At 69.7% G+C, this 25965-nt stretch carries 28 protein-coding genes; 25 read left to right on the top strand and 3 right to left on the bottom strand.

Annotated features, from left to right (window positions below; all coding sequences use genetic code 11):
• Positions 1-206 precede the first annotated feature (206 nt).
• Complete coding sequence (gene ffh / locus AB0I94_RS18820) at positions 207-1760, top strand: signal recognition particle protein (RefSeq protein WP_363310683.1); 1554 nt, start codon at positions 207-209, stop codon at positions 1758-1760.
• Between the two features lie 129 nt (positions 1761-1889).
• Complete coding sequence (ftsH, locus tag AB0I94_RS18815) at positions 1890-3830, top strand: ATP-dependent zinc metalloprotease FtsH (protein ID WP_363310682.1); 1941 nt, start codon at positions 1890-1892, stop codon at positions 3828-3830.
• A 30-nt stretch (positions 3831-3860) separates the two neighbouring features.
• Here the strand turns inward: ftsH and AB0I94_RS18810 are convergent, their stop codons facing one another.
• A complete protein-coding gene (locus tag AB0I94_RS18810; RefSeq protein ID WP_363310681.1) occupies positions 3861-4484 on the bottom strand; it encodes a maleylpyruvate isomerase family mycothiol-dependent enzyme in 624 nt (207 codons plus the stop codon).
• 70 nt (positions 4485-4554) lie between these two features.
• Between AB0I94_RS18810 and AB0I94_RS18805 the strand changes: the two genes are divergently transcribed.
• Complete coding sequence (locus AB0I94_RS18805) at positions 4555-5463, top strand: LysR substrate-binding domain-containing protein (protein WP_363310680.1); 909 nt, start codon at positions 4555-4557, stop codon at positions 5461-5463.
• 4 nt (positions 5464-5467) lie between these two features.
• Here AB0I94_RS18805 and AB0I94_RS18800 read toward each other — a convergent pair whose 3' ends face one another.
• Positions 5468-6331, bottom strand: coding sequence for an SAM-dependent methyltransferase (locus tag AB0I94_RS18800; protein WP_363310679.1), 864 nt, complete (start codon positions 6329-6331; stop codon positions 5468-5470).
• Positions 6332-6558: 227 nt separating this feature from the next.
• Between AB0I94_RS18800 and proS the strand changes: the two genes are divergently transcribed.
• The 18 genes from proS (at position 6559) to AB0I94_RS18710 (ending at position 21311) form a co-directional block, all read left to right on the top strand.
• Positions 6559-7974 carry a proline--tRNA ligase gene (gene proS / locus AB0I94_RS18795; RefSeq protein WP_363310678.1) on the top strand — a complete coding sequence of 472 codons (1416 nt, stop codon included), beginning with the start codon at positions 6559-6561 and terminating at the stop codon, positions 7972-7974.
• 237 nt (positions 7975-8211) lie between these two features.
• Complete coding sequence (locus AB0I94_RS18790) at positions 8212-8808, top strand: hypothetical protein (RefSeq protein ID WP_363310677.1); 597 nt, start codon at positions 8212-8214, stop codon at positions 8806-8808.
• Between the two features lie 208 nt (positions 8809-9016).
• The gene (gene rpsP, locus AB0I94_RS18785; RefSeq protein ID WP_363310676.1) at positions 9017-9454 is read left to right on the top strand and encodes a 30S ribosomal protein S16; all 438 of its coding nucleotides are present in this window, start codon (positions 9017-9019) and stop codon (positions 9452-9454) included.
• 2 nt (positions 9455-9456) lie between these two features.
• On the top strand, positions 9457-9696 hold the full coding sequence (locus AB0I94_RS18780; RefSeq protein ID WP_030361979.1) for an RNA-binding protein: 240 nt from the start codon (positions 9457-9459) through the stop codon (positions 9694-9696).
• A gap of 124 nt (positions 9697-9820) precedes the next feature.
• Positions 9821-10384, top strand: a complete 564-nt coding sequence (gene rimM / locus AB0I94_RS18775; protein ID WP_363310675.1) for a ribosome maturation factor RimM — start codon at positions 9821-9823, stop codon at positions 10382-10384.
• On the top strand, positions 10384-11205 hold the full coding sequence (trmD, locus tag AB0I94_RS18770; protein WP_363310674.1) for a tRNA (guanosine(37)-N1)-methyltransferase TrmD: 822 nt from the start codon (positions 10384-10386) through the stop codon (positions 11203-11205). Before rimM ends, trmD begins: the two co-directional genes overlap by 1 nt.
• Before the next feature lie 132 nt (positions 11206-11337).
• The gene (gene rplS / locus AB0I94_RS18765) at positions 11338-11688 is read left to right on the top strand and encodes a 50S ribosomal protein L19 (protein ID WP_363310673.1); all 351 of its coding nucleotides are present in this window, start codon (positions 11338-11340) and stop codon (positions 11686-11688) included.
• 45 nt (positions 11689-11733) lie between these two features.
• Positions 11734-12453 (top strand): signal peptidase I, encoded by a 720-nt coding sequence (gene lepB / locus AB0I94_RS18760; RefSeq protein ID WP_363310672.1) that lies wholly within the window; start codon positions 11734-11736, stop codon positions 12451-12453.
• Positions 12446-13531, top strand: a complete 1086-nt coding sequence (gene lepB / locus AB0I94_RS18755; protein ID WP_363310671.1) for a signal peptidase I — start codon at positions 12446-12448, stop codon at positions 13529-13531. The genes lepB (AB0I94_RS18760) and lepB (AB0I94_RS18755) overlap by 8 nt, the downstream gene beginning before the upstream one ends.
• Positions 13416-14387, top strand: a complete 972-nt coding sequence (gene lepB, locus AB0I94_RS18750) for a signal peptidase I (protein WP_363310670.1) — start codon at positions 13416-13418, stop codon at positions 14385-14387. Before lepB (AB0I94_RS18755) ends, lepB (AB0I94_RS18750) begins: the two co-directional genes overlap by 116 nt.
• 80 nt (positions 14388-14467) lie before the next feature.
• Complete coding sequence (lepB, locus tag AB0I94_RS18745) at positions 14468-15235, top strand: signal peptidase I (protein WP_363310669.1); 768 nt, start codon at positions 14468-14470, stop codon at positions 15233-15235.
• 70 nt (positions 15236-15305) lie between these two features.
• Positions 15306-15764: an NUDIX hydrolase gene (locus tag AB0I94_RS18740; protein ID WP_363310793.1), complete on the top strand. Its 459-nt coding sequence runs from the start codon at positions 15306-15308 to the stop codon at positions 15762-15764.
• 55 nt (positions 15765-15819) lie between these two features.
• Positions 15820-16128 (top strand): DUF2469 domain-containing protein, encoded by a 309-nt coding sequence (locus AB0I94_RS18735; protein ID WP_003965949.1) that lies wholly within the window; start codon positions 15820-15822, stop codon positions 16126-16128.
• A 162-nt stretch (positions 16129-16290) separates the two neighbouring features.
• Entirely contained in the window at positions 16291-16668 is a 378-nt protein-coding gene (locus tag AB0I94_RS18730) for a YraN family protein (protein ID WP_363310668.1), read from the top strand.
• Positions 16668-18287 (top strand): ATP-binding protein, encoded by a 1620-nt coding sequence (locus AB0I94_RS18725; protein ID WP_363310667.1) that lies wholly within the window; start codon positions 16668-16670, stop codon positions 18285-18287. Before AB0I94_RS18730 ends, AB0I94_RS18725 begins: the two co-directional genes overlap by 1 nt.
• Entirely contained in the window at positions 18284-19450 is a 1167-nt protein-coding gene (gene dprA, locus AB0I94_RS18720; RefSeq protein WP_363310666.1) for a DNA-processing protein DprA, read from the top strand. The genes AB0I94_RS18725 and dprA overlap by 4 nt, the downstream gene beginning before the upstream one ends.
• Positions 19451-19778: 328 nt before the next feature.
• Positions 19779-20621 (top strand): RNA polymerase sigma factor WhiG, encoded by an 843-nt coding sequence (gene whiG, locus AB0I94_RS18715; RefSeq protein WP_363310665.1) that lies wholly within the window; start codon positions 19779-19781, stop codon positions 20619-20621.
• 132 nt (positions 20622-20753) lie between these two features.
• Positions 20754-21311: a helix-turn-helix domain-containing protein gene (locus tag AB0I94_RS18710; RefSeq protein ID WP_363310792.1), complete on the top strand. Its 558-nt coding sequence runs from the start codon at positions 20754-20756 to the stop codon at positions 21309-21311.
• A 195-nt stretch (positions 21312-21506) separates the two neighbouring features.
• Here the strand turns inward: AB0I94_RS18710 and AB0I94_RS18705 are convergent, their stop codons facing one another.
• Positions 21507-22019 (bottom strand): M23 family metallopeptidase, encoded by a 513-nt coding sequence (locus tag AB0I94_RS18705; RefSeq protein ID WP_363310791.1) that lies wholly within the window; start codon positions 22017-22019, stop codon positions 21507-21509.
• A gap of 425 nt (positions 22020-22444) precedes the next feature.
• Here AB0I94_RS18705 and rpsB point away from each other — a divergent pair, with 425 nt between their 5' ends.
• From rpsB to frr, 4 genes are all read left to right on the top strand, one after another.
• Positions 22445-23368, top strand: coding sequence for a 30S ribosomal protein S2 (rpsB, locus tag AB0I94_RS18700; protein ID WP_363310664.1), 924 nt, complete (start codon positions 22445-22447; stop codon positions 23366-23368).
• 93 nt (positions 23369-23461) lie between these two features.
• Positions 23462-24298 (top strand): translation elongation factor Ts, encoded by an 837-nt coding sequence (gene tsf, locus AB0I94_RS18695; RefSeq protein ID WP_363310663.1) that lies wholly within the window; start codon positions 23462-23464, stop codon positions 24296-24298.
• A 186-nt stretch (positions 24299-24484) separates the two neighbouring features.
• Positions 24485-25246, top strand: a complete 762-nt coding sequence (gene pyrH, locus AB0I94_RS18690; protein ID WP_363310662.1) for a UMP kinase — start codon at positions 24485-24487, stop codon at positions 25244-25246.
• Positions 25247-25395: 149 nt separating this feature from the next.
• Positions 25396-25953: a ribosome recycling factor gene (frr, locus tag AB0I94_RS18685; protein WP_363310661.1), complete on the top strand. Its 558-nt coding sequence runs from the start codon at positions 25396-25398 to the stop codon at positions 25951-25953.
• Positions 25954-25965 lie beyond the last annotated feature (12 nt).

Genomic DNA, 25965 nt, shown 5'->3' with positions numbered 1-25965 from the left:
TGGGAGAGGGGTGTCTGGTGGGGTCGTTGTGGGGCGAGGAGTGAGACAGGGCCCCGCGCCCGGGGGTGCACCAGCTCAGCCCGGACGCTGCGGGCCCGCCCGCCCGGCGGTGCAGATACCCTGGAGGGCGACCTATCCGCCCTCCCCCACGCTCAGCTCCGCGCCAGCGGGGGGCGTCCCCTTCGACCCGAGGATTCGCGACCGCCGTGTTCGACACTCTTTCCGACCGCCTCGCAGCGACATTCAAGAACCTCCGGGGCAAGGGCCGCCTGTCCGAGGCGGACATCGACGCCACGGCGCGCGAGATCCGCATCGCCCTGCTCGAGGCGGATGTCGCCCTCCCTGTAGTCCGTGCCTTCATCAAGCAGGTCAAGGAGCGCGCCGCCGGCGCCGAGGTCTCCCAGGCCCTGAACCCCGCCCAGCAGGTCATCAAGATCGTCAACGAGGAGCTCGTCGGCATCCTCGGCGGCGAGACGCGACGCCTGCGGTTCGCCAAGAACCCGCCGACCGTCATCATGCTCGCGGGCCTCCAGGGTGCCGGTAAGACCACCCTCGCCGGAAAGCTCGGCCTCTGGCTGAAGGGGCAGGGTCACTCCCCGCTCCTGGTGGCGTGCGACCTCCAGCGCCCCAACGCCGTGAACCAGCTCTCCGTCGTCGCCGAGCGCGCGGGCGTCGGCGTCTACGCCCCGCAGCCCGGCAACGGCGTGGGCGACCCGGTCCAGGTCGCGAAGGACTCGATCGAGTTCGCCAAGACCAAGCAGTACGACGTCGTCATCGTCGACACCGCGGGCCGCCTCGGTATCGACGAGGAGCTGATGCGGCAGGCCGCGGACATCCGCGACGCCGTCAGCCCGGACGAGGTCCTCTTCGTCGTCGACGCCATGATCGGTCAGGACGCCGTCAACACGGCGGAGTCCTTCCGCGACGGCGTCGGCTTCGACGGCGTCGTCCTGTCGAAGCTCGACGGTGACGCCCGCGGTGGCGCCGCGCTCTCCATCGCGCAGGTCACCGGCCGTCAGATCATGTTCGCCTCCAACGGCGAGAAGCTGGACGAGTTCGACGCTTTCCACCCGGACCGCATGGCGTCCCGCATCCTCGGCATGGGCGACATGCTCACGCTGATCGAGAAGGCCGAGCAGACCTTCTCCCAGCAAGAGGCCGAGAAGATGGCCTCCAAGCTGGCGAGCAGCAAGGGCAAGGACTTCACCCTCGACGACTTCCTGGCCCAGATGGAGCAGGTCCGGAAGATGGGCAGCATCAGCAAGCTGCTCGGGATGATGCCCGGCATGGGGCAGATCAAGGACCAGATCAACAACCTGGACGAGCGGGACGTCGACCGCACCGCCGCCATCATCAAGTCGATGACGCCGGGCGAGCGCCACGAGCCGACCATCATCAACGGCTCCCGCCGCGCCCGTATCGCCAAGGGTTCCGGCGTCGAGGTCAGCGCCGTCAAGAATCTGGTCGAGCGTTTCTTCGAGGCACGCAAGATGATGTCGCGCATGGCGCAGGGCGGCGGAATGCCGGGTATGCCCGGGATGCCGGGCATGGGTGGCGGCCCCGGCAAGCAGAAGAAGAAGCAGAAGCAGGCCAAGGGCAAGCGGAAGTCGGGCAACCCGATGAAGCGCCAGCAGGAGGAGCAGGAGGCCGCGGCCCGCCGCGAGAAGGCGGCTCAGGAAGGCGGCGCCTTCGGCCTTCCCGCCGGGCAGCAGGGGCAGAACTTCGAGCTGCCGGACGAGTTCAAGAAGTTCATGGGCTGACCGCCGGGAAGTCCAGGGGCTGACGCCCCACATCTCGTACGCCGGCTGGGGCGTCCCTCTGCCGAGAGGGACGCCCCAGGCGTTTCCGGAGCAGGTGCCCAGCCCCTGTTTGTGTCGTAACGTCCCCGTATGAGCAACCCTGTGCCACCGCGCCGGGCGCCCGACCAGCCATGGCGCTCCGAGGGCGCGCCCCCGCCCGAACCCAAGCCGCCGCCGAAGAAGAAGATGCCGGGCGGATGGGGCGGGCTCATCCTCACCGCGCTCATCGTCTACCTCATCGCCAACCTCGTCCTCTCCTTCTTCAACGACGGCGACGAGCCGACGATCTCGTACACGGAGTTCAGCAAGCAGGTCGACTCCGGGAACGTCACGAAGATCTACTCCAAGGGCGACGCGATCCAGGGCCAGCTCAAGAAGGAGCAGGAGAAGCCGGGCGACGAGAAGGGGAAGTACACCAAGTTCCTCACCCAGCGCCCCGCCTTCGCCGACGACAAGCTCTGGGACGACCTCACCAAGCACGACGTCACCGTGACCGCCGAACCCGTCGTCCAGGAGCGCAGCTTCCTCTCCAACCTGCTGATCTCGCTCGCCCCGATGCTGCTCCTCGTCTTCCTGTGGATCTTCATCGCCCGGCGGATGAGCGCGGGCATGGGCGGCGGCGCGGGCGGCATGCTGGGGCGCAAGGTGCCGCCGAAGCCGGTGGAGCTCGAACCCGGCGACAAGCGCACCACCTTCGAGGACGTGGCGGGCATCGACGAGGTCGAGGGCGAGCTCAGCGACGTCGTCGACTTCCTGAAGAATCCCGCCGCCTACCGCGACATGGGCGCCAAGATGCCGCGCGGCGTACTGCTCGCGGGGCTGCCCGGCACCGGCAAGACGCTGCTCGCGCGGGCCGTCGCCGGTGAGGCGGGGGTGCCGTTCTTCTCGGCCTCCGCGTCGGAGTTCATCGAGATGATCGTGGGCGTCGGCGCCTCGCGCGTACGCGAACTCTTCGCCGAGGCAAGGAAGGTGGCGCCGTCCATCATCTTCATCGACGAGATCGACACCATCGGACGGGCGCGTGGTGGCGGCGGCGGGATGGGCGGGCACGACGAACGCGAACAGACGCTGAACCAGATTCTCACCGAGATGGATGGTTTCTCGGGCTCCGAAGGCGTCATCGTCCTCGCGGCCACCAACCGTGCCGACATCCTCGACCCCGCCCTGACCCGCCCCGGACGCTTCGACCGAGTCGTCACCGTCAGCCCGCCGGACCGGGGCGGACGCGAGGCCATCCTCAAGATCCACACCCGTGAGATCCCGATGGCGAGCGACATCGACCTCGCCCAAGTCGCCCGTACGACACCGGGGATGACCGGCGCCGAACTCGCCAACCTCGCCAACGAGGCCGCCCTGCTCGCCGTCAAGCGCAAGCAGAAGGAGGTGACGCAGGCCGACCTCTCCGAGGCGCTGGAGAAGGTCCAGCTCGGTGCCGAGCGGCCGCTGGTCATGCCCGACGAGGAGCGTCGGCGCACGGCGTACCACGAGAGCGGACACGCCCTGCTGGGCATGCTGCAGCCCGGCGCCGACCCGGTCCGCAAGATCACCATCGTGCCCCGGGGCCGCGCGCTCGGCGTCACGCTGTCGACGCCGGACGCCGACAAGTACGCGTACACGGAGGAGTATCTGCGCGGCCGCATCGTCGGCGCCCTGGGCGGCATGGCGGCCGAGCACGTCGTCTTCGGCGTCATCACGACAGGCGCCGAGAGTGACCTGGAGCAGGTCACCAACATCGCCCGCGGCATGGTCGGCCGCTGGGGCATGAGCGAGCGCGTGGGCCGGCTCTCCGCGCTGCCGAGCGACGCCCAGCAGGCCTACGGACTCTCGGCCGCCCCTGGCACCCTCGACACGATCGACCACGAGATGCGGCGGATCGTCGACGAGTGCTACGAGAGCGCCTGCCGCCAACTCCGGGACCACCGGGCGCAACTCGACGCCCTGGCCGCCGCGCTCCTGGAGAACGAGACGCTGGAGGAAGAGGCGGCGTACCGGGTCGCCGGCGTCACGCGGCTCACCAAGGACATCGACTAGAGCCCTTCGCGGAGATCCGTCAGAAGGGCCCTAGGCCCCTTCGCGGACGAAGCGGCTTTGCGGCTCCCCTCGGAGGCGACCCGGAGGGAGCTTCCTGCCGTACAGGACGAGGAGAAGGTCCTGCGCGGCGCCGGTCAGCGGGGTGCCGGTGCCGTAGGTCCAGTCGAGGTCGTCGGCGCACAGCTTCACGCCGCCGACGTCCGCCCCGAAGAACCTGGTGCTCTTGGGCGTGACCTTCTTGAGAAGGACGCGTACACGGTCCCGGGGGACCCCGCGGTCGAGCCCCAAGGCCACCGAGATGTCGAGACCGTGCACCACGTCGTGGCCCAGCGCTCCCTCGATCCCGGCGAAGGGCGGCTGCCAGGGGTGATCCGCGTTGTCCCTGAGGAACGCGGCGAGCTGACCGGTCGAGTAGGCGGCGGCGTCCTTGCGGGCGCACCGGTCGGTCATCCGGTGCAGGCTCCCGCGCGCCTTGACCAGTTCGGCCAGCGTCCTCGGGAGCGAGTACCGGAAGCCCAGCGACATATGGGCCGCCACGTCACGGACCCGCCACCCCGCGCACAGAGTCGGCGACTCCCACTGTGCGGGGGACAGATCGTCGAGCAGGGCGGCCAGCTCCTGGCGTTCGGCGGCGACAGCGGTTGCGATGTCCACCCCTCCAGCGTGTCGATCGTTTCGTCATAAGTCCAAGAGCTGGATCTTCTCGCGACTAGCATTCCCCGTTATGGAACTCCGCCAGCTCCAGTACTTCGTCGCCGTCGCGGAGGAGGCCAACTTCACCCGCGCCGCCGCCCGCCTGCACCTGGCCCAGCCGGGCGTGAGCGCCCAGGTCCGGCAGCTGGAGAGAGAACTCGGGCAACGACTCCTCGACCGCTCGGGGCGGTCGGTGACCCTGACGGAGGTGGGCGAGGCCGTGCTGCCGTTCGCGCGGGCCGCTCTCGCCGCGGTCGAGGGTGTGCGGCACACCGCGGACGAGTTCACCGGACTGCTCCGCGGTCAGATCGTGCTCGGTCTGGTGTCCGGCGCCGCCACCCACGAGTTCGACGTGGTCTCCGTTCTCGCCGACTTCCACGACGACCATCCCGGGGTCGAGATCGCCCTCACCGAGGACAGCTCGGACCGGATGCTGGCCGCGGTGCGGGGCGGCGCACTCGACATCGCCCTCCTGGGCCTGACGGACGAGGAGCCCCCGCCGGGCATCTCCCTGCGGTTGGTGATCGACGAACCCCTGGTGGCCGTCGTGCTCCCGGGGGACGCCCTGCTCGCTCCCCAGGGGCGTACGACGGTTCCGCTGGCCGAGCTCCGCGACCGCCCGCTGATCACCCTGCCGCGCGGCACCGGCGTACGCGGCGTGCTCGACCGTGCCTGCGCGCAGGCGGGCGTCCGGCCCCGCGTCGCCTTCGAGGCGGCCGCCCCGCAGGTCCTCGTACAACTCGTCGTCCGCGGCATGGGCGTGGCCGTCCTCCCCGCGCTCGAACCCCGTACGGCGGCCGCGTACGGACTGCGGACGCTGGAGATCACCGATCCCCGGCCCCGCGGCAGGATCGCCCTGGCCTGGCGCGCGGACGGGCCCGCGAGCCCGGCGGCCAGGGCGCTGCTCGACCGCCTTCAAACGGCGCTCGGCACCAGTTAGCCCGCTACCGCGTACGCGCGATCAAGTACCGGAACACGTTCGGCATCCACACGGTCCCGTCCCGCCGCTTGTGCGGGTGCAGGGCCTCCGTCAGCTCCTTGTCGACCTGTACCTGATCGGTCGCCCCCACCGCCGCGTCGAACAGCCCCGTGGAGAGCAGGCCGCGGACCGCGCTCTCCGTGTCCGCGTACCCGAAGGGGCAGGCGACGCGGCCCGAGCCGTCCGGCTTGAGGCCCGCACGCTGGGCGACCTCCTCCAGGTCGTCACGGAGGGCGGGGCGCCAACTCCCCGTACTGCGGAGCGGTTCGGCGAGCTTGGTCGCCACCTTCAGTACAGAAGAGGTCGTGCAGCGCTCCGGTGGACCCCAGCCGGCGAGCACCACGGGGGTGCCACGCCCGGCCAGCGGGACGGTGGCCTCCAAGAGACCGGAGAGGCCTTCGGAGTCGCCCGCCATACAGCCGATCGGCTGGAACGCGGTCACCATGTTGAAGAGGGGCACATCCGGCCCCGAGACGTCGGCGGGCCCTCCCTCGACGAGCCGTGTGCGGCCTCGTCGTCGCGCGTCCGAGCTCGTGTCGGGCAGCAGGCGTTCGCGTGCCAGGGCGAGCCGTTCGGGAGCAGAGGTGTCGACACCGGTGACCGACGCGCCCCGGGACTCCGCCATCAGGAGGGCGAGCCCGGAACCGCAGCCGAGACCGAGAAGCCTTGTTCCGCCGCCTACGTCGAGTCGTTCGTACACCGCTTCGTAGAGCGGGACCAGCATCCGTTCCTGGATCTCCGCCCAGTCACGCGCGCGTGCGCACCGGTCCACGCCGCGGGGGGTGGTGCCCGCGCGCGGGAGGTGCGGCTGCGCGAGTGTAGGTGTCATCGAAAGCGCCCCAATCCGCCGAGAGTTGCTGGAGTGTCGTATTCAAACGGTTCGTCCGCCCCCGTGCAGTGCGCTCGTACTCCCCCCGTATGCCAGAGAACTCCGCATCCGTCGCGGCGTCCAGAGGTTGTGGGGCAATGCTTGCGTGCCACCGTCGTGCGCCCCCTGGAACAGCGCCGGAGGAATTCCATTCACGCTCTCCGGAGGCCCGCCGTACCATGCGCGCCATGGCTAAGGCACCCGTACTCACGCCCCGGGCGGAAGACTTCCCGCGCTGGTACCAAGACCTGATCAACAAGGCCGAGCTGGCCGACAACGGCCCGGTGCGGGGCACCATGGTGATCCGACCGTACGGATACGGCCTGTGGGAACGCATGCAGCAGGACATGGACGCCCGCATCAAGGAGACGGGTACCCAGAACGCCTACTTCCCTCTCCTCATCCCCCAGTCGTACCTGACCAGGGAGGCCGAGCACGTCGAGGGCTTCGCCCCCGAACTGGCCGTCGTCACACACGGCGGGGGCAAGGAGCTGGAGGAGCCGGTCGTCATCCGTCCGACCTCCGAGACGATCGTCAACGAGTACTTCTCCAAGTGGGTGCAGAGCTACCGCGACCTGCCGCTCCTGATCAACCAGTGGGCGAACGTGGTCCGTTGGGAGCTGCGGCCCCGGCTCTTCCTGCGGACGTCCGAGTTCCTCTGGCAGGAGGGCCACACCGCCCACGCCACGTACGAGGAAGCACGCGATTTCGCGGCCCGCATCCACAGGGACGTCTACGGAGCCTTCATGCGGGAGGTCCTCGCGATGGACTTCGTGCTGGGCCGCAAGACCGCCCAGGAGCGCTTCGCGGGCGCCATCAACACCCTGACGCTCGAGGGGATGATGGGCGACGGAAAGGCCCTCCAGCTCGGCACCAGCCACGAACTGGGCCAGAACTTCGCCAGGGCCTTCCACACTCAGTACCTCTCCAAGGAAGGCAAGCAGGAGCTCGTCTGGCAGACCTCTTGGGGCAGTACGACGCGGATGATCGGCGCCCTGGTGATGATGCACGGCGACGACAGCGGCCTGCGGGTCCCGCCGCGCCTCGCACCGGTCCAGGCCGTCGTCATCGCCATCAAGGGCGACGAAGCGGTGCTCGCCAAGGTCCGCGAGATCGGTGACCGCCTCAAGGCCACCGGCGTGCGCGTGCAGGTCGACGAGCGCACGGACACCCCCTTCGGGCGGCGCGCCGTCGACTGGGAGCTCAAGGGAGTGCCGGTGCGGGTCGAGGTCGGCCCGCGCGACCTGGAGAACGGCACCGCGATGCTGGCCCGTCGCATCAGGGGAGGCAAGGAGCCGGTCCCGATCGACTCCCTGGCGGCCCTGCTGCCCACCGTCCTCGAAGAGGACCAGAAGCTGCTCCTGGACCAGGCCCGCGAGCGCCGGGAGGCCCGCACCTGGGACGTCACCACGGTGGAGCAGGCCGTGGAGGCGACGGCCGCCGGTGGCTGGGCGCGCATCCCGTGGGCCACGCTCGGCCCGGAGGGCGAGGCGAAGCTCGCGGAGCACTCCGTCTCCGTACGATGTCTCGTCACGGAGGACGGGTCGGTGCCGGACGCCGACGAGACCCCGGGTAACGTCGCTGTGGTGGCCCGCGCTTACTGACGAGCGCGCCTCCGGTACCGGCGCGCTCGCTCTCGGGGAGTGGTGGCGTGAGACGGGCGGGCGTACGCGCCACTACGTACCGGCTTGCCATGAGCTGCGAGGCTTCTGGGCAGATCAGCGCACCCGCCCTCGTCCGGACGCATCAATGGCACATCAATGGCAACTGACGGGTACGTGCAAATTATTTGAGATGCCCCGGAATGGAACCCCTGGGCATCCCGGCTCGTTGTTCACGACGTGAGCACGACACCACCTGTTCTCGCCGCAGAGCTGGCACAGGCGTGGGCCGATATTCAGCGGCACCACTCCGAGCTGCCCGATCTTGCCGCGCCCGAATCCCTGATCGGAGAGTCGTCGTCCGCCTGCGGCGCCGAACTCTCCTTCGAGCGACTGCTCCACGAGGCAGTCCATGGCATCGCCGCGTCACGCGGCGTACGCGACACCTCACGCGCGGGCCGCTATCACAACCGCAGATTCCTCGCCATCGCAGAGGAACTGGGCCTCGACCACCCCGAGGAGCCGCATCCCAGCAGCGGCTTCTCGCTGGTCACGCTCAACCCGGAGGCGCGCAAGCGCTACCGCCCGACGATCGAGCGGCTCCAGCGCGCCCTCAAGGCGCACACCGTGGCGACCGCCGCCGACACGGCACGCAGCTTCCGGGGCCCGGCCGCCCGGCACGGCTCCTCCGGGGGCGGCGTCCGCGTCAAGGCGGTCTGCGACTGCGGACGCAACGTCCGTGTGGTTCCTTCGGTGCTCGCCCAGGCGCCCATCGTCTGCGGTGGGTGCGGCAAGCCCTTCCGTATCCCGGAAGCTGTCGGCGCAGCGGCACGCTGACGGGCTGAGCTGCGGGATGCGCCGCCGGGGCGCCCGGACCGGATTCGGACGCCCCGGCGGTGTATGGCACAATGGCTAGCTGTACTCGACAGCCGCATAGGAACCCTCTCGCCTCCGGCTGACGCGTCCATCGGGCACCCCGAGTACCGCAACCCCACGTGGCATCTCGTTGTGCCCAACCACGTCAAGACCAGGAGACACCACTCCAGTGGCAGTCAAGATCAAGCTGAAGCGTCTGGGCAAGATCCGTTCGCCTCACTACCGCATCGTCGTCGCCGACTCCCGTACCCGCCGTGATGGTCGGGCCATCGAGGAGATCGGCCTGTACCACCCGGTGCAGAACCCCTCGCGCATCGAGGTCGACTCGGAGCGCGCGCAGTACTGGCTCTCCGTCGGCGCTCAGCCGACCGAGCCGGTCATGGCGATCCTGAAGCTCACCGGTGACTGGCAGGCGCACAAGGGCCTTCCGGCCCCGCCGCCGCTGCTCGTCGCCGAGCCCAAGGACAAGCGCGCCGCGTTCGAGGCCTTCACCAAGGGCCTCGAGGGCGACGAGTCGAAGGGTGAGGCCATCACCCAGAAGGCCAAGAAGGCTGACAAGAAGGCGGACGCGGCCGAGGCTGCGCCCACCGAGTCGACCGAGGCCTGAGCATGCTCGAGGAGGCTCTCGAGCACCTCGTGAAGGGCATTGTCGACAACCCCGACGACGTGCAGGTCGCCTCGCGCAACCTGCGCCGGGGGCGTGTGCTCGAGGTCCGGGTTCACCCGGACGACCTCGGCAAGGTGATCGGCCGCAACGGCCGTACGGCACGCGCTCTGCGGACCGTCGTGGGCGCCATCGGCGGCCGTGGTGTCCGCGTCGACCTCGTCGACGTGGACCAGGTTCACTGAACCACAGGTAGCACCGGCACGGGCCGGGGAGGGCTTCTGGGCCTTCCCCGGCCCGTAGTCGTCTGCGGAAGTCTGTAGTCGCCCACGGGGCCCGTCCGTAGGCACACGACAGGAGAGAAAAGCAGTGCAGCTGGTAGTCGCGCGGATCGGCCGCGCCCATGGCATCAAGGGTGAGGTCACCGTCGAGGTGCGGACCGACGAGCCGGAGCTGCGGCTCGGCCCCGGCGCCGTACTCGCCACCGACCCCGCCTCCACGGGTCCGCTGACCATCGAGACCGGCCGGGTGCACAGCGGCCGCCTCCTGCTGCGCTTCGAGGGCGTACGCGACCGCACGGGCGCCGAGGCGCTGCGCAACACGTTGCTGATCGCGGAAGTCGACCCGGAAGAGCTTCCGGAGGACGAGGACGAGTACTACGACCATCAGCTGATGGACCTCGACATCGTCACCAAGGAAGGCCTCGAGGTCGGCCGGATCACCGAGATCTCGCACCTGCCCTCGCAGGACCTGTTCATCGTGGAGCGGCCCGACGGCAGCGAGGTGATGATCCCCTTCGTGGAGGAGATCGTCACCGAGATCGACCTGGAGGAGCAGCGGGCCGTCATCGACCCGCCGCCCGGCCTGATCGACGACCGCGCGGTGATCGCCTCGGCCAGGGACGAAGAGGAGCCTTCGGAGGACGACGCCTGATGCGGCTCGACGTCGTCACGATCTTCCCCGAGTACCTGGAACCACTGAACGTCTCCCTCGTCGGCAAGGCACGCGCGCGTGGGCAGCTCGACGTGAACGTGCACGACCTCAGGGGATGGACGTACGACCGGCACAACACGGTCGACGACACCCCCTACGGCGGCGGCCCCGGCATGGTCATGAAGACCGAGCCCTGGGGCGCGGCCCTCGACGACGTGCTCGCCGAGGGGTACGAGGCCGGTGCCCACGGGCCCGTCCTGGTCGTCCCCACGCCCAGCGGGCGGCCCTTCACCCAGGAACTCGCCGTCGAGCTCTCCGAACGGCCCTGGCTGGTCTTCACGCCCGCGCGCTACGAAGGCATCGACCGCCGCGTCATCGACGAGTACGCGATCCGGTTGCCGGTCTACGAAGTATCGATCGGCGACTACGTCCTCGCGGGCGGCGAGGCGGCCGTCCTGGTCGTCACCGAGGCCGTGGCCCGGCTCCTGCCCGGCGTCCTCGGCAACGCCGAGTCCCACCGCGACGACTCCTTCGCCCCCGGCGCCATGGCCAACCTCCTCGAAGGCCCCGTCTACACCAAGCCCCCCGAGTGGCGCGGACATGGCATCCCGGACGTGCTCGTCAGCGGCCACCACGGCAAGATCGCGCGCTGGCGCAGGGACGAGGCGCTGCGGCGCACGGTCCGCAACAGGCCCGACCTGATCGAGCGCTGCGACCCCGCCGTCTTCGACAAGAAGGACCGCGAGATGCTCTCGATCCTGGGGTGGCGTCCGGGCCCCGACGGCCGATTTGGGCGAGACCCCGAGGCCGTGGAAGAATAGGCCGCTGCTGTACGTCCAGCGTGCGCCCCTGCCACAGGGGGAAAGACGCCCGCCCGACGCGAACAGCTATCGAATCCTCATCACGAATCTCCCGCTGATGACCTGTGGCATCAGTGAAGAAAGCAGACGATCATGGCTAACCTGCTCGACTCCGTCGACAGCGCTTCGCTGCGCACCGACATCCCGGCCTTCCGCCCGGGTGACACCGTCAACGTCCACGTGCGCGTCATCGAGGGCAACCGCTCCCGTGTCCAGCAGTTCAAGGGCGTAGTCATCCGTCGCCAGGGTGCCGGCGTGCGCGAGACCTTCACGGTCCGCAAGGTCTCCTTCTCCGTCGGCGTCGAGCGCACCTTCCCGGTGCACACGCCGATCGTCGAGAAGATCGAGCTCGTCTCCCGCGGCGCCGTGCGCCGCGCGAAGCTGTACTACCTCCGTGACCTGCGCGGCAAGGCCGCGAAGATCAAGGAGAAGCGCGACAACTGAGCTCGCGCACGGGTCCACAGCGGAGCCGGATAGCATCTGGCTCCGATGGACACCGAAGCACAGCACACGGAGCGCGACCGCTCCTCCCCACCCACTGATTCCCAGGACGCCGAGCGCGTCGGGGAGTCCGAGGGGGCGGAGGACCGGTCGCGCTCCGCTTTTGTGTCGTTCGTTTCCTGGCTGCCCGGCGGCAGAGCCACCCTGACACTGCTGATCTGCATGGTGTCCCTGCTGCTCGTGAGCACCTTCGTGATGCAGCCGTTCCAGATCCCCAGTGGCTCCATGGAGCCCGCGTTCCGGGTCGGAGACCGCGTACTCGTCAACAAGTTGGCGTACCGTTTCGGTTCCGAGCCGCAACGAGGTGACGCGGTCGTCTTTGACGGCAGTGGCTACTTCGGAGATGCCGACTACATCAAGCGGGTCGCAGGGGTAGGGGGAGACCGGGTGGTCTGCTGCGACAAGCGGGGGAGGATCAAGGTGAACGGCGAGCCCGTCGACGAGCCGTACCTGTACCCGGGGGACGCCCCCTCGAAGCCGCGCTTCGTCGCGGTCGTCCCCGAAGGCAGCCTGTTCCTCCTCGGTGACCACCGCAGTGACTCCCGCGACTCCCGTGATTACCTGGGCCGGCCCGGCGGCGGCATGATCCCCGTCGACTCCGTGATCGGCAGGGCCGACTGGATCGCCTGGCCCATCGGGCACTGGACCTCCCTGGAGCGTCCCGACAGCTACGCGCGCGTGCCGGCACCAGGCGGCGCGCATGGGTAACCGCGGGCGTACGCGCGCCGCCAGTCACCGAGTCGACACCCGGCTGCCCACCGGCGACCGGCCCACCACCGGTCCCGTACTGCCAGGAAGGGCCGAGCGGCGCAAGCTCGCGCGGAAGGTGAAGCGGCGCAGGCGACGCTCGGCGATCAAGGAGATACCTCTCCTCATAGGTGTCGCGCTGCTGATAGCCCTGGTCCTGAAGACCTTCCTGGTGCAGGCCTTCGTGATCCCCTCGGGCTCGATGGAACAGACGATCAAGATCGGCGACCGCGTACTCGTCGACAAGCTCACCCCGTGGTTCGGCTCCAAGCCGGAGCGCGGCGATGTCGTCGTCTTCGAGGACCCCGGCAACTGGCTCGAGGACGAGCAGACCAAGAAGAAGGACGACCCGGTAGGCGTCAAGCAGGTCAAGGAAGGTCTCTCCTTCATCGGACTGCTGCCGTCGGACAACGAACGCGACCTGATCAAGCGCGTGGTCGGCGTCGGCGGCGACACCGTGAAGTGCTGTGACAAGAACAAGAAGCTCACGGTCAACGGAGTCCCCCTCACCGAGCCGTACATCAACCCTGGTGACGAGCCCTCGTCCTTCGAGTTCGAGGTGAAGGTCCCCGAGGGGCGCCTCTTCGTCATGGGGGACCACCGTTCCGACTCGGCCGACTCCCGTTTCCACCGCACCGAGAAGTTCAGCGGCACCGTCTCCGAGGACAGCGTGGTGGGACGCGCGCTCGTCATCGCCTGGCCTTTCGACCACTGGCGCAAGCTGGAGGAGCCCGACACGTACGCGTCCGTGCCCGACGCGCGTGCGGGGACGGACACCGCGCTGGGGCCGTCGCATAGGGTGGCACCCGGCGATCGATACGGATTGACCGGACTCCCGACCCCTGCGGAACTCCCGCTCGTTATGGGAGTGGTGGGCCTGCATCGCATCAGGCGCGGGCAGCGGCACGGACTGAGGAGTGGATGTGGGGGATGTGGCGGTCGGCGCACGGTCCGGACACGGTGGGCCCGAGGAACAGCCAGGGCGATCAGACGAGCCGGGGGTCGAGGCCACGGCGGACGGCGTGAGCCCTGGGAGTGACACCGCGGGTGCCGGGCCCGCTCCCGGTGAGCCGGACGGGAAGCAGACCAGGGAGACGAAGAAGCCCCGCTCCTTCTGGAAGGAGCTGCCGCTCCTCATCGGCATCGCGCTGATCCTGGCACTGGTGATCAAGACCTTCCTGGTGCAGGCGTTCTCGATTCCCTCGGACTCGATGCAGAACACGCTCCAGAAGGGCGACCGCGTCCTGGTCGACAAGCTGACCCCGTGGTTCGGCTCGGAGCCCGAGCGCGGCGAAGTCGTCGTCTTCAGGGACCCCGGCCACTGGCTGGACGGCGAGCCCACGCCCGACCCGAACGCGATCCAGCGGGTCCTCGGCTGGGTCGGCCTGATGCCGTCCGCGGACGAGAAGGACCTGATCAAGCGCGTCATCGCGGTCGGCGGCGACACGGTGGAGTGCAAGGGCACCGGTCCGGTGAAGGTCAACGGCAAGGCGCTGAACGAGCCGTACGTCTTCGAGGGCAACACCCCGTGCACCGTCGACGACCAGGGCGGCCAGTTCAAGCTCACCGTCCCGGCGGGCAAGATCTGGGTCATGGGTGACCACCGGCAGAACTCGCTGGACTCCCGTTACCACCAGAACCAGCCCGGCGGCGGCGCCGTCCCCGTGGACAACGTCGTGGGTCGCGCCATCGTGATCGCCTGGCCGCCCACCCGCTGGGCGACGCTGCCCAAGCCGGACACCTTCGACCAGCAGGGCATCAACGCCGCGATGAGCGCGGCGCCGGCGGCCCTCGGGCTGGCGGGTGCGGTGCCGGTGGTGCTCTGGCGCCGGCGTCGGTTGACGGTGGCTGCTGCCCAGGCCGCGAGGGTTTCTGGCGGACGTACCGCCGGGTAGGGTGCCGTCCCAGATCGCCGATCTTCCCCGCTCCTGTCGTAGGGGGCGCGGGGTCGTCTCCGAAATGGGGGAGCACCGGGATGAGCAGGACACAACGTACGGACGAGGGCCACGGACGGCTCGGCAGCGTGCTGTCGGGACTGGCCGTGGCCTTCGGCTGTGTCCTCTTCCTGGGAGGCTTCATCTGGGGCGCCGTCCTGTACCAGCCCTACACCGTTCCCACCGGGTCGATGACGCCGACGATCGGTGCGGGCGACCGGGTCCTGGCCGAGCGGATAGACGGCAGTGAGGTACGCCGCGGTGACGTCGTCGTCTTCAGGCAGGCGAGCTGGGGCGACCTGCCGATGGTCAAGCGTGTGGTCGGCGTGGGCGGCGACCGGATCTCCTGCTGCACCGACGGCAAGCTGATGGTCAACGGCAAGCCCGTCGCAGAACCGTATCTTCCGAAGGGCAAGGGCGCTGCGGCCACCGGAATCCCGGCCACCACGGTCCCCAAGGGCAACCTCTTCCTGCTCGGCGACGAGCGCAGCGGCTCCCTGGACTCCAGCGTGCACCTGGGCGATTCCAACCGTGGCTCCGTGCCGCGCGGCGCGGTGGAGGGGCGGGTCGACGCGGTGGCCTGGCCGACGGACAGATTCGGGACGCTGGAGCGCCCCGAGGGCTTCGCGGACATGCCGGGCGGGATCTCCGACCCCGGGCCCGTGCGGCTCATGGTGTGGGCGGTGGTGGTCGGTGCGGTCCTGGTCCTGGGCGGAGCGGCGTACGGGCCGGTGGCCAACCGGCTGCGGCGCGGGCGTGAGCGTCCGCAGAGCCGTGACCGCGCGGGGGCGACGGCCCGTGTCGGCTGAACCGCAGCCGCAGCCGCAGCCGCAGCCGCAGCCGCAGCCGCAGCCGGAGGCGCCGCGCAAGGTCGCGAGGGTGGTGCTGCTCGACCCGCAGGACCGGATCCTGCTGCTGCACGGACACGAGCCGGAGGACGCGGCGGACGACTGGTGGTTCACGCCGGGCGGCGGTCTCGAGGGCGACGAGACGCATGAACAGGCCGCACTACGTGAACTGATGGAAGAGACGGGCATCACCGAGGTCGAGCTCGGCCCGGCCCTGTGGCAGCGGTTCTGCTCGTTCCCCTTCGCCGGACGGCGCTGGGACCAGGACGAGCGGTACTTCCTGGCGCGTACGTCGCAGACGCGCACGCGGGCCGCGGGGCTGACGGAGCTGGAACGGCGGAGTGTCGCGGGAGCGCGATGGTGGACGTGCCAGGAACTGACCGAGGCGCATGAGACGGTGTATCCGACCAGGCTCGCCGAGTTGCTTCGCAGGCTGCTCGACGAGGGTCCTCCGAGCCGGCCCGAGACCCTCGACACGGAAATCGTGTAGAGGCTCCAGGGGCTGACGCACAATAGGGGGACGCACGGCTGAAGGGGAACATGCCATGAGCGCCGAGGACCTCGAGAAGTACGAGACCGAGATGGAGCTGAAGCTCTACCGGGAGTACCGCGATGTCGTCGGTCTGTTCAAATATGTGATCGAGACCGAACGGCGCTTTTATCTCACCAACGACTACGAGATGCAGGTGCACTCCGTCCAGGGTGAGGTTTTCTTCGAGGTGTCCATGGCGGACGCCTGGGTGTGGGACATGTACAGGCCCGCACGGTTCGTGAAGCAGGTGCGCGTCCTCACGTTCAAGGACGTGAACATCGAGGAGCTCAACAAGAGCGATCTCGAGCTGCCGGGCGGCTGAGCCGATCGACGCGGATTCAGCGACGCGGATTCAGCGACGCGGATTCAGCGACGCGGGTTCACCGGCACGGGTGAGCGAGTTTTCCACAACGCGTGAGTCGTCCACCAAGATCCACAACGTTCGGGGCTGAGTCCCAGTGTGGGTGTCGGAGGTGGTTCCGACATGAACGCACGTGGGGCACTTGGGCGGTACGGCGAGGATCTCGCCGCGCGGCGGCTGGGCGAAGCCGGAATGACGGTGCTTGAGCGCAACTGGCGCGGCGGCAGGACCGGCGAGATCGACATCGTGGCCATGGACGGCGAAGCGCTGGTCGTCTGTGAGGTCAAGACGCGCAGAGCCGGCCTGGTCGGCTCGGGGATCTATCAGCATCCGATGGCCGCCGTGGGTCAGGCCAAGGCGGAGCGGCTACGGCGTCTCGCCGAGCGCTGGATCGATGAGCGCGGCGGCCCACCGCCGGGCGGAGTGCGGATCGATCTCGTCGGCGTGCTGATCCCACGCCGAGGGGCTCCTGTCGTGGAGCACGCGCGGGGGGTGGCCTGATGGGATTCGCGCGTACGTGTTCCGTGGCTCTGGTGGGCGTCGAGGGTGTGGTCGTCGAGGTGCAGGCCGACCTGGAGCCGGGCGTGGCGGCGTTCACGCTGGTCGGGCTCCCGGACAAGAGCCTGACCGAGAGCAAGGACCGGGTCAGGGCCGCGGTGGTCAACTCCGGAGGGGAGTGGCCCCAGAAGAAGCTCACCGTGGGCCTCAGCCCGGCGTCGGTGCCCAAGGGCGGCAGCGGATTCGATCTTGCGGTGGCCTGCGCGGTGCTCGGCGCGGCGGAGCGCATCGATCCGCGGACTCTCACCGACATCGTGATGATCGGAGAGCTGGGACTCGACGGGCGGGTGCGGCCGGTCAGGGGAGTGCTGCCCGCGGTCCTCGCGGCGGCCGACGCGGGCTATGAGCAGGTAGTCGTCCCGGAATGCACGGCGGCCGAGGCCGCGCTGGTGCCGGGGGTCTCGGTCCTCGGGGTGCGCAGCCTGCGGCAGTTGATCGCCGTGCTGACCGATGAACCGGTGCCGGAGGAAGAGCCGGACGAGCCGGGACGCCCCGACCCGATGCTCGCGGGGCTCTGCGTGCCCGGGACCGGCGTGGGCACAGGGCTCAGCGGCGGCCTGGACGACGCTCTCGCCCTGGACCTCGCCGATGTCGTCGGACAGACCTCGGCCCGGACCGCCGTGGAGGTGGCGGCGGCAGGCGGGCACCACCTCTTTCTGCAGGGACCGCCGGGCGCGGGAAAGACGATGCTCGCGGAGCGGCTGCCGGCGGTCCTGCCCCGGCTGACCCGCGAGGAGTCCCTGGAGGTCACGGCCGTCCACTCCGTGGCGGGCATGCTGCCACCGGGCAAGCCCTTGGTGGACGCCGCGCCGTACTGCGCGCCGCACCACTCGGCGACGATGCAGTCGCTGGTGGGAGGCGGCAAGGGAATCGCACGGCCGGGGGCGGTCTCGTTGGCTCACCGTGGGGTGCTTTTTCTCGACGAGGCGCCGGAGTTCAGCAGCCAGACGCTGGATTCCTTGCGTCAGCCTCTGGAATCTGGTCACGTGGTGATCGCTCGCAGCGCTGGAGTGGTGCGCCTGCCCGCGAAGTTCCTGATGGTGCTCGCGGCCAACCCCTGTCCCTGCGGTCGGCACACCCTGCTGGGCGACGGCTGCGAGTGCCCGGCCTCCGTCATCCGTCGCTACCAGGCGCGGCTCTCGGGTCCGCTGCTCGACCGGGTCGACCTGAAGGTCGAGGTGGAGCCCGTCATGCGCTCCGAGATTGCCGGGCGCGGAACTCCGGGGGACTCCACGCAGACGGTCGCCGACCGGGTGCGCGCGGCCCGGGAGCGGGCCGCGGCCAGGCTGACCGGCACCGGCTGGCGGACGAACAGCGAGGTGCCGGGGCACGCGCTGCGCACGCGATGGCCTGCCGAGCCGGGCGCCCTGGACGCGGCCGAAGTGGACCTGGAGCGCGGCTTCCTGACTGCCCGAGGGCTCGATCGCGTGCTGCGGGTCGCCTGGACCGTGGCGGACCTCGCGGGACGTGGCCGGCCTGCCGCGCAGGACGTCGCCCTGGCGCTGCAGTTGCGTACGGGGATCTCGCGAGGAGTGCCCATGGCGATCGGGGCGCTGACATGACCCCGGACCCGGGCTGTGCCCCGGAAGAGGAGCGGCTGGCGAGGGCCGCCCTGACCCGGATCCTCGAACCGGGGGACGAGGTGGGCGGACGGTGGTTGCGCGAGACCGGGGCGGTCGCAGTGGTGCGGCGGCTGGTCGAGGGGGAGAGGCGGCTGGACGGGGTGACACCGGCGAGGTGGGAGGGGTTGCGGGCGCGGGCCGTGAAGGCGCGGCCCGCGCGGGATCTGGCGGTGGCGCGGGATGCGGGGGCGCGCTTCGTGTGCCCGGGGGAGGCGGAGTGGCCCGCCCAGTTGGACGACCTCGGGGACGCGCGGCCCGTGGGGCTGTGGGTGCGGGGCCAGCCCAGCCTGCGGATATGGGCGCTGCGGTCGGTGGCGGTGGTCGGCGCGCGGGCCTGCACGGAGTACGGGGCGCATATGGCCGCCGGTCTGGGTGCGGGGCTGGCCGAGCGGGGCTGGGTGGTCGTGTCGGGCGGCGCCTATGGGGTGGACGGCGCCGCGCACAGGGGAGCGCTGGGGGCCGGCGGGGCCACGGTCGCGGTGCTCGCGTGCGGGGTCGATCAGGCCTATCCGCGCGGGCATGCCGAGTTGCTCAGGAGGATCGCGGAACAGGGACTGCTGGTCGGAGAGTTGCCGCCCGGGGACCATCCCACGCCGAGCAGATTCATCCTCAGAAACCGCGTGATCGCCGCTCTCACCCGGGGGAGTGTCGTCGTCGAGGCCGCCTACCGCAGTGGTGCGCTCGCCACGGCGCGCAGCGCGCAGGAGCTCGGGCGGTTCACGATGGGGGTGCCGGGTCCCGCGACGAGTGGTCTCTCGGCGGGGGTGCACGAACTTCTGCGGCGTGACGGAGTTCTGGTGACCGACGCGGCGGACGTCGTCGAGTTGGTCGGCGACATGGGTGAGCTGGCCCCGGAGCGGCGGGGGCCCGTCGTGCCGCGCGATCTGCTCGCCCCGGACGCCGCGCGCGTCCTGGCGGCGGTGCCCGGCCGGGGGAGTTCGCCGGCCCGGGAGATCGCACTCGAAGCCGGCACGGCGGTGGACCTGGCGATCGGTCGGCTGTACGAGTTGCGCTCTCTGGGGTTCATCGAACGACACGGCGACGGCTGGCAGTTGACACGCCAGGCGATTGTGTCGGTCTCGCCGGAGGGAGGCCCTTCGTGACCGACCGTGCTCGGCCGTCCGGATGAACCTCCGATGGCCTTGGGAATGCTCGCAGTTGACGCTTCGAACTCGTCACGTACGGCGACGAGGGGCACTCGGTGGGGCGCCCAGCGGAACGTATCTGCGTACGCGAGATCCCCTATTGTTCGCACACTGCGACACTCCAGTCACGCTACGCTCACAAGGATTCCGACGCGGACAGGCAACCACAGGCAAGCAGACGGACAACCTCATTCACTTCACGCAAGCTCACCACCACGCGGGGACGGGCGAATCCATCGGCTCGCACGACCTCACCGGTTCACGGCAGAACGGCTCAAGGCAACAAATGCCCCAGCACACCTCAGGGTCCGATCGGGCGGCGGCTCCCCCCGCCGCCCGTAGCGGCGAGCGGGAGCGGCCCCCCGCTCCCTCGTCGCTGGACGAGCTGTGGCGGTCCTACAAGGACACGGGGGACGGGCGGCTGCGCGAGCAGTTGATCCTGCACTACTCGCCGCTGGTGAAGTATGTCGCGGGCCGGGTCAGCGTGGGCCTTCCGCCCAATGTCGAGCAGGCAGACTTCGTGTCGTCCGGGGTGTTCGGGCTGATCGACGCGATCGAGAAGTTCGACATCGAGCGGTCCATCAAGTTCGAGACGTACGCGATCACCCGCATCCGCGGCGCGATGATCGACGAACTCCGGGCGCTCGACTGGATTCCCCGGTCGGTGCGGCAGAAGGCACGCAACGTCGAGCGGGCCTACGCGACGCTCGAAGCGCAGCTGCGGCGTACTCCGTCGGAGGGCGAGGTCGCCCATGAGATGGGCATCGCCATCGAGGAACTGCACGCCATTTTCAGCCAGTTGTCGCTGGCGAACGTGGTGGCCCTGGAAGAACTGCTGCACGCCGGCGGCGAGGGCGGCAACCGGCTGAGCCTGATGGACACGCTCGAGGACACCGCGGCCGACAACCCCGTGGAGGTCGCCGAGGACCGCGAGCTGCGGCGGCTGCTCGCGCGCGCGATCAATACGTTGCCGGAGCGGGAGAAGACGGTCGTCACGCTCTACTACTACGAAGGTCTGACGCTCGCGGAGATCGGCAACGTGCTCGGGGTGACGGAGAGCCGGGTGAGCCAGATCCACACGAAGTCGGTGCTCCAGTTGCGGGCGAAGCTGGCGAGTTTCGGCCGCTGAGGGCGCTGAATCGTCTCTGCCCCCGGCATGTGCCAAGCGATCGGGACGTGAGGTTATCCGGGACGCATCGACTCCCGTCCCGGCGGTCACGTCCGTAGAGTGGAGGGCGTGCCAAGGATTCGAGCGGCCTCTGTGGCCGAGCACCGGTCGATGCAGCGCGGCGCCCTCCTGGACGCCGCCCGGTCCCTGTTGTCCGAGGGTGGTACGGAGGCGTTGACCTTCCCCGCCCTCGCTGAACGCACCGGACTCGCACGGTCATCCGTGTACGAGTACTTCCGGTCGCGCGCCGCGGTCGTGGAGGAGCTGTGCGAGGTCGACTTCCCCGTCTGGGCGGCGGAGGTCTCCGCCGCGATGGAGGGGGCCGACTCCGCCGAGGGCAAGGTCGAGGCGTACGTCAGGCGCCAGCTCGATCTGGTGGGTGACCGGCGGCACCGGGCCGTCGTCGCGATCTCCGCGGCCGAGCTGGACGCGGGCGCGCGGGAGAAGATCCGGGCCGCGCACGGCGGGCTCGTCGCCATGATCGGCGAGGCGCTGCACGAGTTGGGGCACGTCGAGCCACGGCTCGCGGCGATGCTGCTGCAGGGGGTCGTGGACGCGGCCGTGCGGCGCATCGAGCTGGGCGCCGCCGAGGACCCGTCCGCCATCACCGAAGCGGCCGTCGCCATGGCCCTGCGGGGTGTGCGGGGCTGAGGCCCCGCTCGTCTGCACCTGGCAGCGGGGCCTCGCGTGCCCCCCGCCTGGCAGCGGGGTCTCGCGTGCCCCCCGCCTGGCAGCGGGGCCTCGCGTACCCCCCCCGCCCGGCAGCGGAGCCTCACGTGCCCCCACCCGTCAGCGTCCTCGCGCCCACCCGCCCCCGCCCCCGCCCCCGCCCCGCGCCAGGCCTGCTCACAGCGGGACCAGCCGCGAGAACGGCACGTCGATCACCGGCAGCAAGCGGGACGCCCCGCGTCGCAGCAGCCATGGCGGCATCAGTGACAGCGGGTCCAGATACGCCTCGGCCCTGAGCAGACCCCAGTGGAGGCAGCCGGCCGGGCAGTGGGCGCGGGGCGGTTCCAGTAACCCCAGCGTCTCGCCCGCCGCCACCTCGGCGCCCTTCTCGACCGTGGCCCGCACCGGCTCGTACGTCGTGCGCAGGGGCGGACCGCCCGTGCCCGTCAGCTCCACGGCGATCACTCCCCGCCCCGCCACCCGGCCCGCGAAGGAGACCTTGCCCGCGGCCGCCGCCCGGACCACGGAGCCCGGCGGCGCCGCGAGGTCCACGCCCCGGTGGCCCCGGCCGTACTCCGTCGCCGGGGGCTCCCAGCCCCGTACGACAGCGGGCCGCACCCCCACGGGCCAAGCGCGGCCCACCTTCGGCACGGGCGCCCCGCCCACCTTCGGCACCGGCTCCCCGGCCACCCCAGCCGCAGGCGGTACCGCACCCCCGGCCTCAGCCGCAGGCGGTACCGCATCCCCCGCCGCCCCAGCGGCAGGCAGTACCGCCGCAGTGATCAGTGCCACGGACAGCAGTGTCAGACCCAGGCTTCTACGCATGTGAGACATGCCAGAACCGTCCCGCGACGGGCCGCCCCGCGGGGATCATGGTGCGGATCTGTGGATGACCAGCCACTTGTGGACAGCGGCGTCACCCGCTGCCTCGCGGGTCCCGTACACTTCTTGTGGCGATCCGGGTCACCGGGTCGACTTCGCACGCCCCGACACCAGGTCATGAAAAGCCAGGTGCCAGCGCCTCTCGGTCCTTTGTGGCACGGCGCATCGCGGGCGTCAGGCGTGTCTGCCATCCGGCGGACGCGGCACAACCGAGAACACCAAGGAGTACGGCCATGGCCGTCGTCACGATGCGGGAGCTGCTGGAAAGCGGCGTCCACTTCGGTCACCAGACCCGTCGTTGGAACCCGAAGATGAAGCGTTTCATCTTCACGGAGCGCAACGGCATCTACATCATCGACCTGCTCCAGTCGCTGTCGTACATCGACCGCGCCTACGAGTTCGTCAAGGAGACCGTCGCCCACGGCGGCACGGTCATGTTCGTCGGCACGAAGAAGCAGGCGCAGGAGGCCATCGCCGAGCAGGCGACCCGCGTCGGCATGCCCTACGTGAACCAGCGCTGGCTGGGCGGCATGCTCACCAACTTCTCGACCGTCTACAAGCGCCTGCAGCGCCTGAAGGAGCTCGAGCAGATCGACTTCGAGGATGTGGCCGCGTCCGGCCTCACCAAGAAGGAGCTGCTCGTCCTCTCCCGCGAGAAGGCCAAGCTGGAGAAGACCCTCGGCGGTATCCGCGAGATGTCCAAGGTGCCCAGCGCCGTCTGGATCGTGGACACCAAGAAGGAGCACATCGCTGTCGGCGAGGCCCGGAAGCTCAACATTCCGGTCGTCGCGATCCTCGACACGAACTGTGACCCCGACGAGGTCGACTACAAGATCCCGGGCAACGACGACGCGATCCGCTCCGTCACCCTGCTCACCCGCGTGATCGCCGACGCCGTCGCCGAGGGCCTCATCAGCCGCTCCGGCGTCGCCACGGGCGACCAGAAGCCGGGCGAGAAGGCCGCCGGCGAGCCGCTCGCCGAGTGGGAGCGCGACCTGCTCGAGGGCGAGAAGAAGGCTGACGAGCCCAAGGCCGAGGAGCCGAAGGCCGCCGACGCCGAGGCCGAGGCCGAGAAGCCCGCCGAGACCGAGCAGGCCGACGCCCCCGCCGAGGCCGCTGTCGAGGCGCCCGCCGCCGCGGAGACCGAGCAGGCCTGACCTTCACAGGTTCGGTAGTTGACGGCGGGGGCCCACAGGCCCCCGCCGTTCACCCGTAGATCTTTCAGACCTCCGAAAGAGAATTTCAGGATCATGGCGAACTACACCGCCGCTGACGTCAAGAAGCTCCGTGAGCTCACGGGCGCCGGCATGATGGACTGCAAGAAGGCGCTCGACGAGGCCGACGGCAGCGTGGACAAGGCCGTCGAGGCCCTGCGCATCAAGGGCCAGAAGGGCGTCGCCAAGCGCGAGGGCCGCTCCGCCGAGAACGGCGCCGTGGTTTCCCTCATCGCCGACGACAACACCTCCGGCGTGATCGTCGAGCTGAAGTGCGAGACGGACTTCGTCGCCAAGGGCGAGAAGTTCCAGACCGTCGCGAACTCGCTGGCCGCGCACATCGCCAAGACGTCCCCGGCCGACCTCCAGGCGCTCCTCGCCTCGGAGATCGAGGCCGGCAAGACCGTCCAGGCGTACGTCGACGAGGCCAACGCCAACCTCGGCGAGAAGATCGTCCTCGACCGCTTCGCCCAGTTCTCGGGCGCGTACGTCACCGCGTACATGCACCGCACCATGCCCGACCTGCCCCCGCAGATCGGTGTTCTGGTCGAGCTGGACAAGGCCGACGCCGACCTGGCCAAGGGCATCGCCCAGCACATCGCCGCCTTCGCGCCGAAGTACCTCTCCCGTGAGGACGTCCCGGCCGAGGTCGTCGAGTCCGAGCGCCGCGTCGCCGAGGAGACCACCCGCGCCGAGGGCAAGCCCGAGGCCGCGCTGCCCAAGATCGTCGAGGGTCGCGTCAACGGCTTCTTCAAGGAGGCCACCCTCCTCGGTCAGCCGTACGCGCTCGACAACAAGAAGTCCGTCCAGAAGGTCCTGGACGAGGCCGGTGTCACCCTGAAGCGCTTCTCGCGCATCAAGGTCGGCATCTGAGTCCGTACCGCGATCGACGGTAGACCCCGCTAGGGTCGACAGCGGTCGCCCGCGTACCCCACGCAGTACGCGACGTACGACCGCAGATCTGACGAGGAGGCCATTGCCGAGCATGGGATGCGAACAACACCCCACCGGCAGTGGCCTTCTTCGTATGTGCGCCGAGCAAAAAGAAGCGAGAACTCCATGACCACCAAGGCCGACACAAACAGTGGTGACGACAAAGTCGCCGGTCGTTTCCTGCTGAAGCTCTCCGGTGAGGCATTCGCCGGCGGGGGCGGCCTTGGCGTCGACCCCGATGTGGTGCACGCGATCGCCAAGGAGATCGCCGCGGTCGTCCGTGACGGCGCCCAGATCGCGGCCGTCATCGGCGGCGGCAACTTCTTCCGCGGCGCCGAGCTGCAGCAGCGCGGCATGGACCGGGCCCGCTCCGACTACATGGGCATGCTCGGCACGGTCATGAACTGCCTCGCCCTCCAGGACTTCCTGGAGAAGGAAGGCATCGAGTGCCGCGTGCAGACCGCCATCACGATGGGCCAGGTCGCGGAACCGTACATCCCGCTGCGCGCCGTGCGGCACCTGGAGAAGGGCCGCGTGGTCATCTTCGGTGCCGGCATGGGCATGCCGTACTTCTCCACCGACACGACGGCGGCGCAGCGCGCCCTGGAGATCGACGCCGAGGCCCTGCTCATGGGCAAGAACGGCGTCGACGGGGTCTACGACTCCGACCCCAAGACCAACCCGGACGCGGTGAAGTACGACGCGCTCGGCTACGGCGAGGTCATCACCCGCGACCTGAAGGTCGCCGACATGACCGCCATCACGCTGTGCCGCGACAACAAGTTGCCCATCCTGGTCTTCGAGTTGCTCTCCGCCGGCAATATCGCGCGTGCCGTCAAGGGTGAGAAGATCGGCACACTCGTGGGCGACGAGGGCAACCGCGCCTGATCTCGGGCACTCCCCGAGGGATGGACAAAGCCCTGCCGGTCGGACACGGTGCAGGGAAAGAGACGCGACGCAGCCGACACCCCATGGACTCCCCCTACTTCACCGTGTGGGGGCGCCCCCAGCCCACTCACAACACGCAGGAGCAAGTGGTGATCGAAGAGACCCTCCTCGAGGCCGAGGAGAAGATGGAGAAGGCCGTCGTGGTCGCCAAGGAGGACTTCGCCGCGATTCGCACAGGCCGTGCGCACCCGGCGATGTTCAACAAGATCGTGGCCGACTACTACGGCGCCCTTACGCCGATCAATCAGCTGGCCTCGTTCTCGGTGCCCGAGCCGCGGATGGCCGTGGTGACCCCGTTCGACAAGAGCGCGCTGCGCAACATCGAGCAGGCGATCCGCGACTCCGACCTCGGCGTCAACCCCGGCAATGACGGAAACATCATCCGGGTGACGTTCCCCGAGCTGACGCAGGACCGCCGCAAGGAGTACATCAAGGTCGCCAAGACCAAGGCCGAGGACTCCAAGATCTCGATCCGCTCCATCCGCCGCAAGGCCAAGGAAGCGATCGACAAGGCGGTGAAGGACGGCGACATCGGCGAGGACGAGGGGCGTCGCGCGGAGAAGGAGCTCGACGACACCACCGCGAAGTACGTCGCTCAGGTGGACGAGCTGCTCAAGCACAAGGAAGCCGAGCTGCTCGAGGTCTGAGGGCTCGAAGTC

Origin of the sequence: Streptomyces sp. NPDC050147 (assembly GCF_040660195.1) — a bacterium.
Classification (GTDB): domain Bacteria; phylum Actinomycetota; class Actinomycetes; order Streptomycetales; family Streptomycetaceae; genus Streptomyces.
This window is presented reverse-complemented; position numbering and strand designations above follow the sequence as displayed.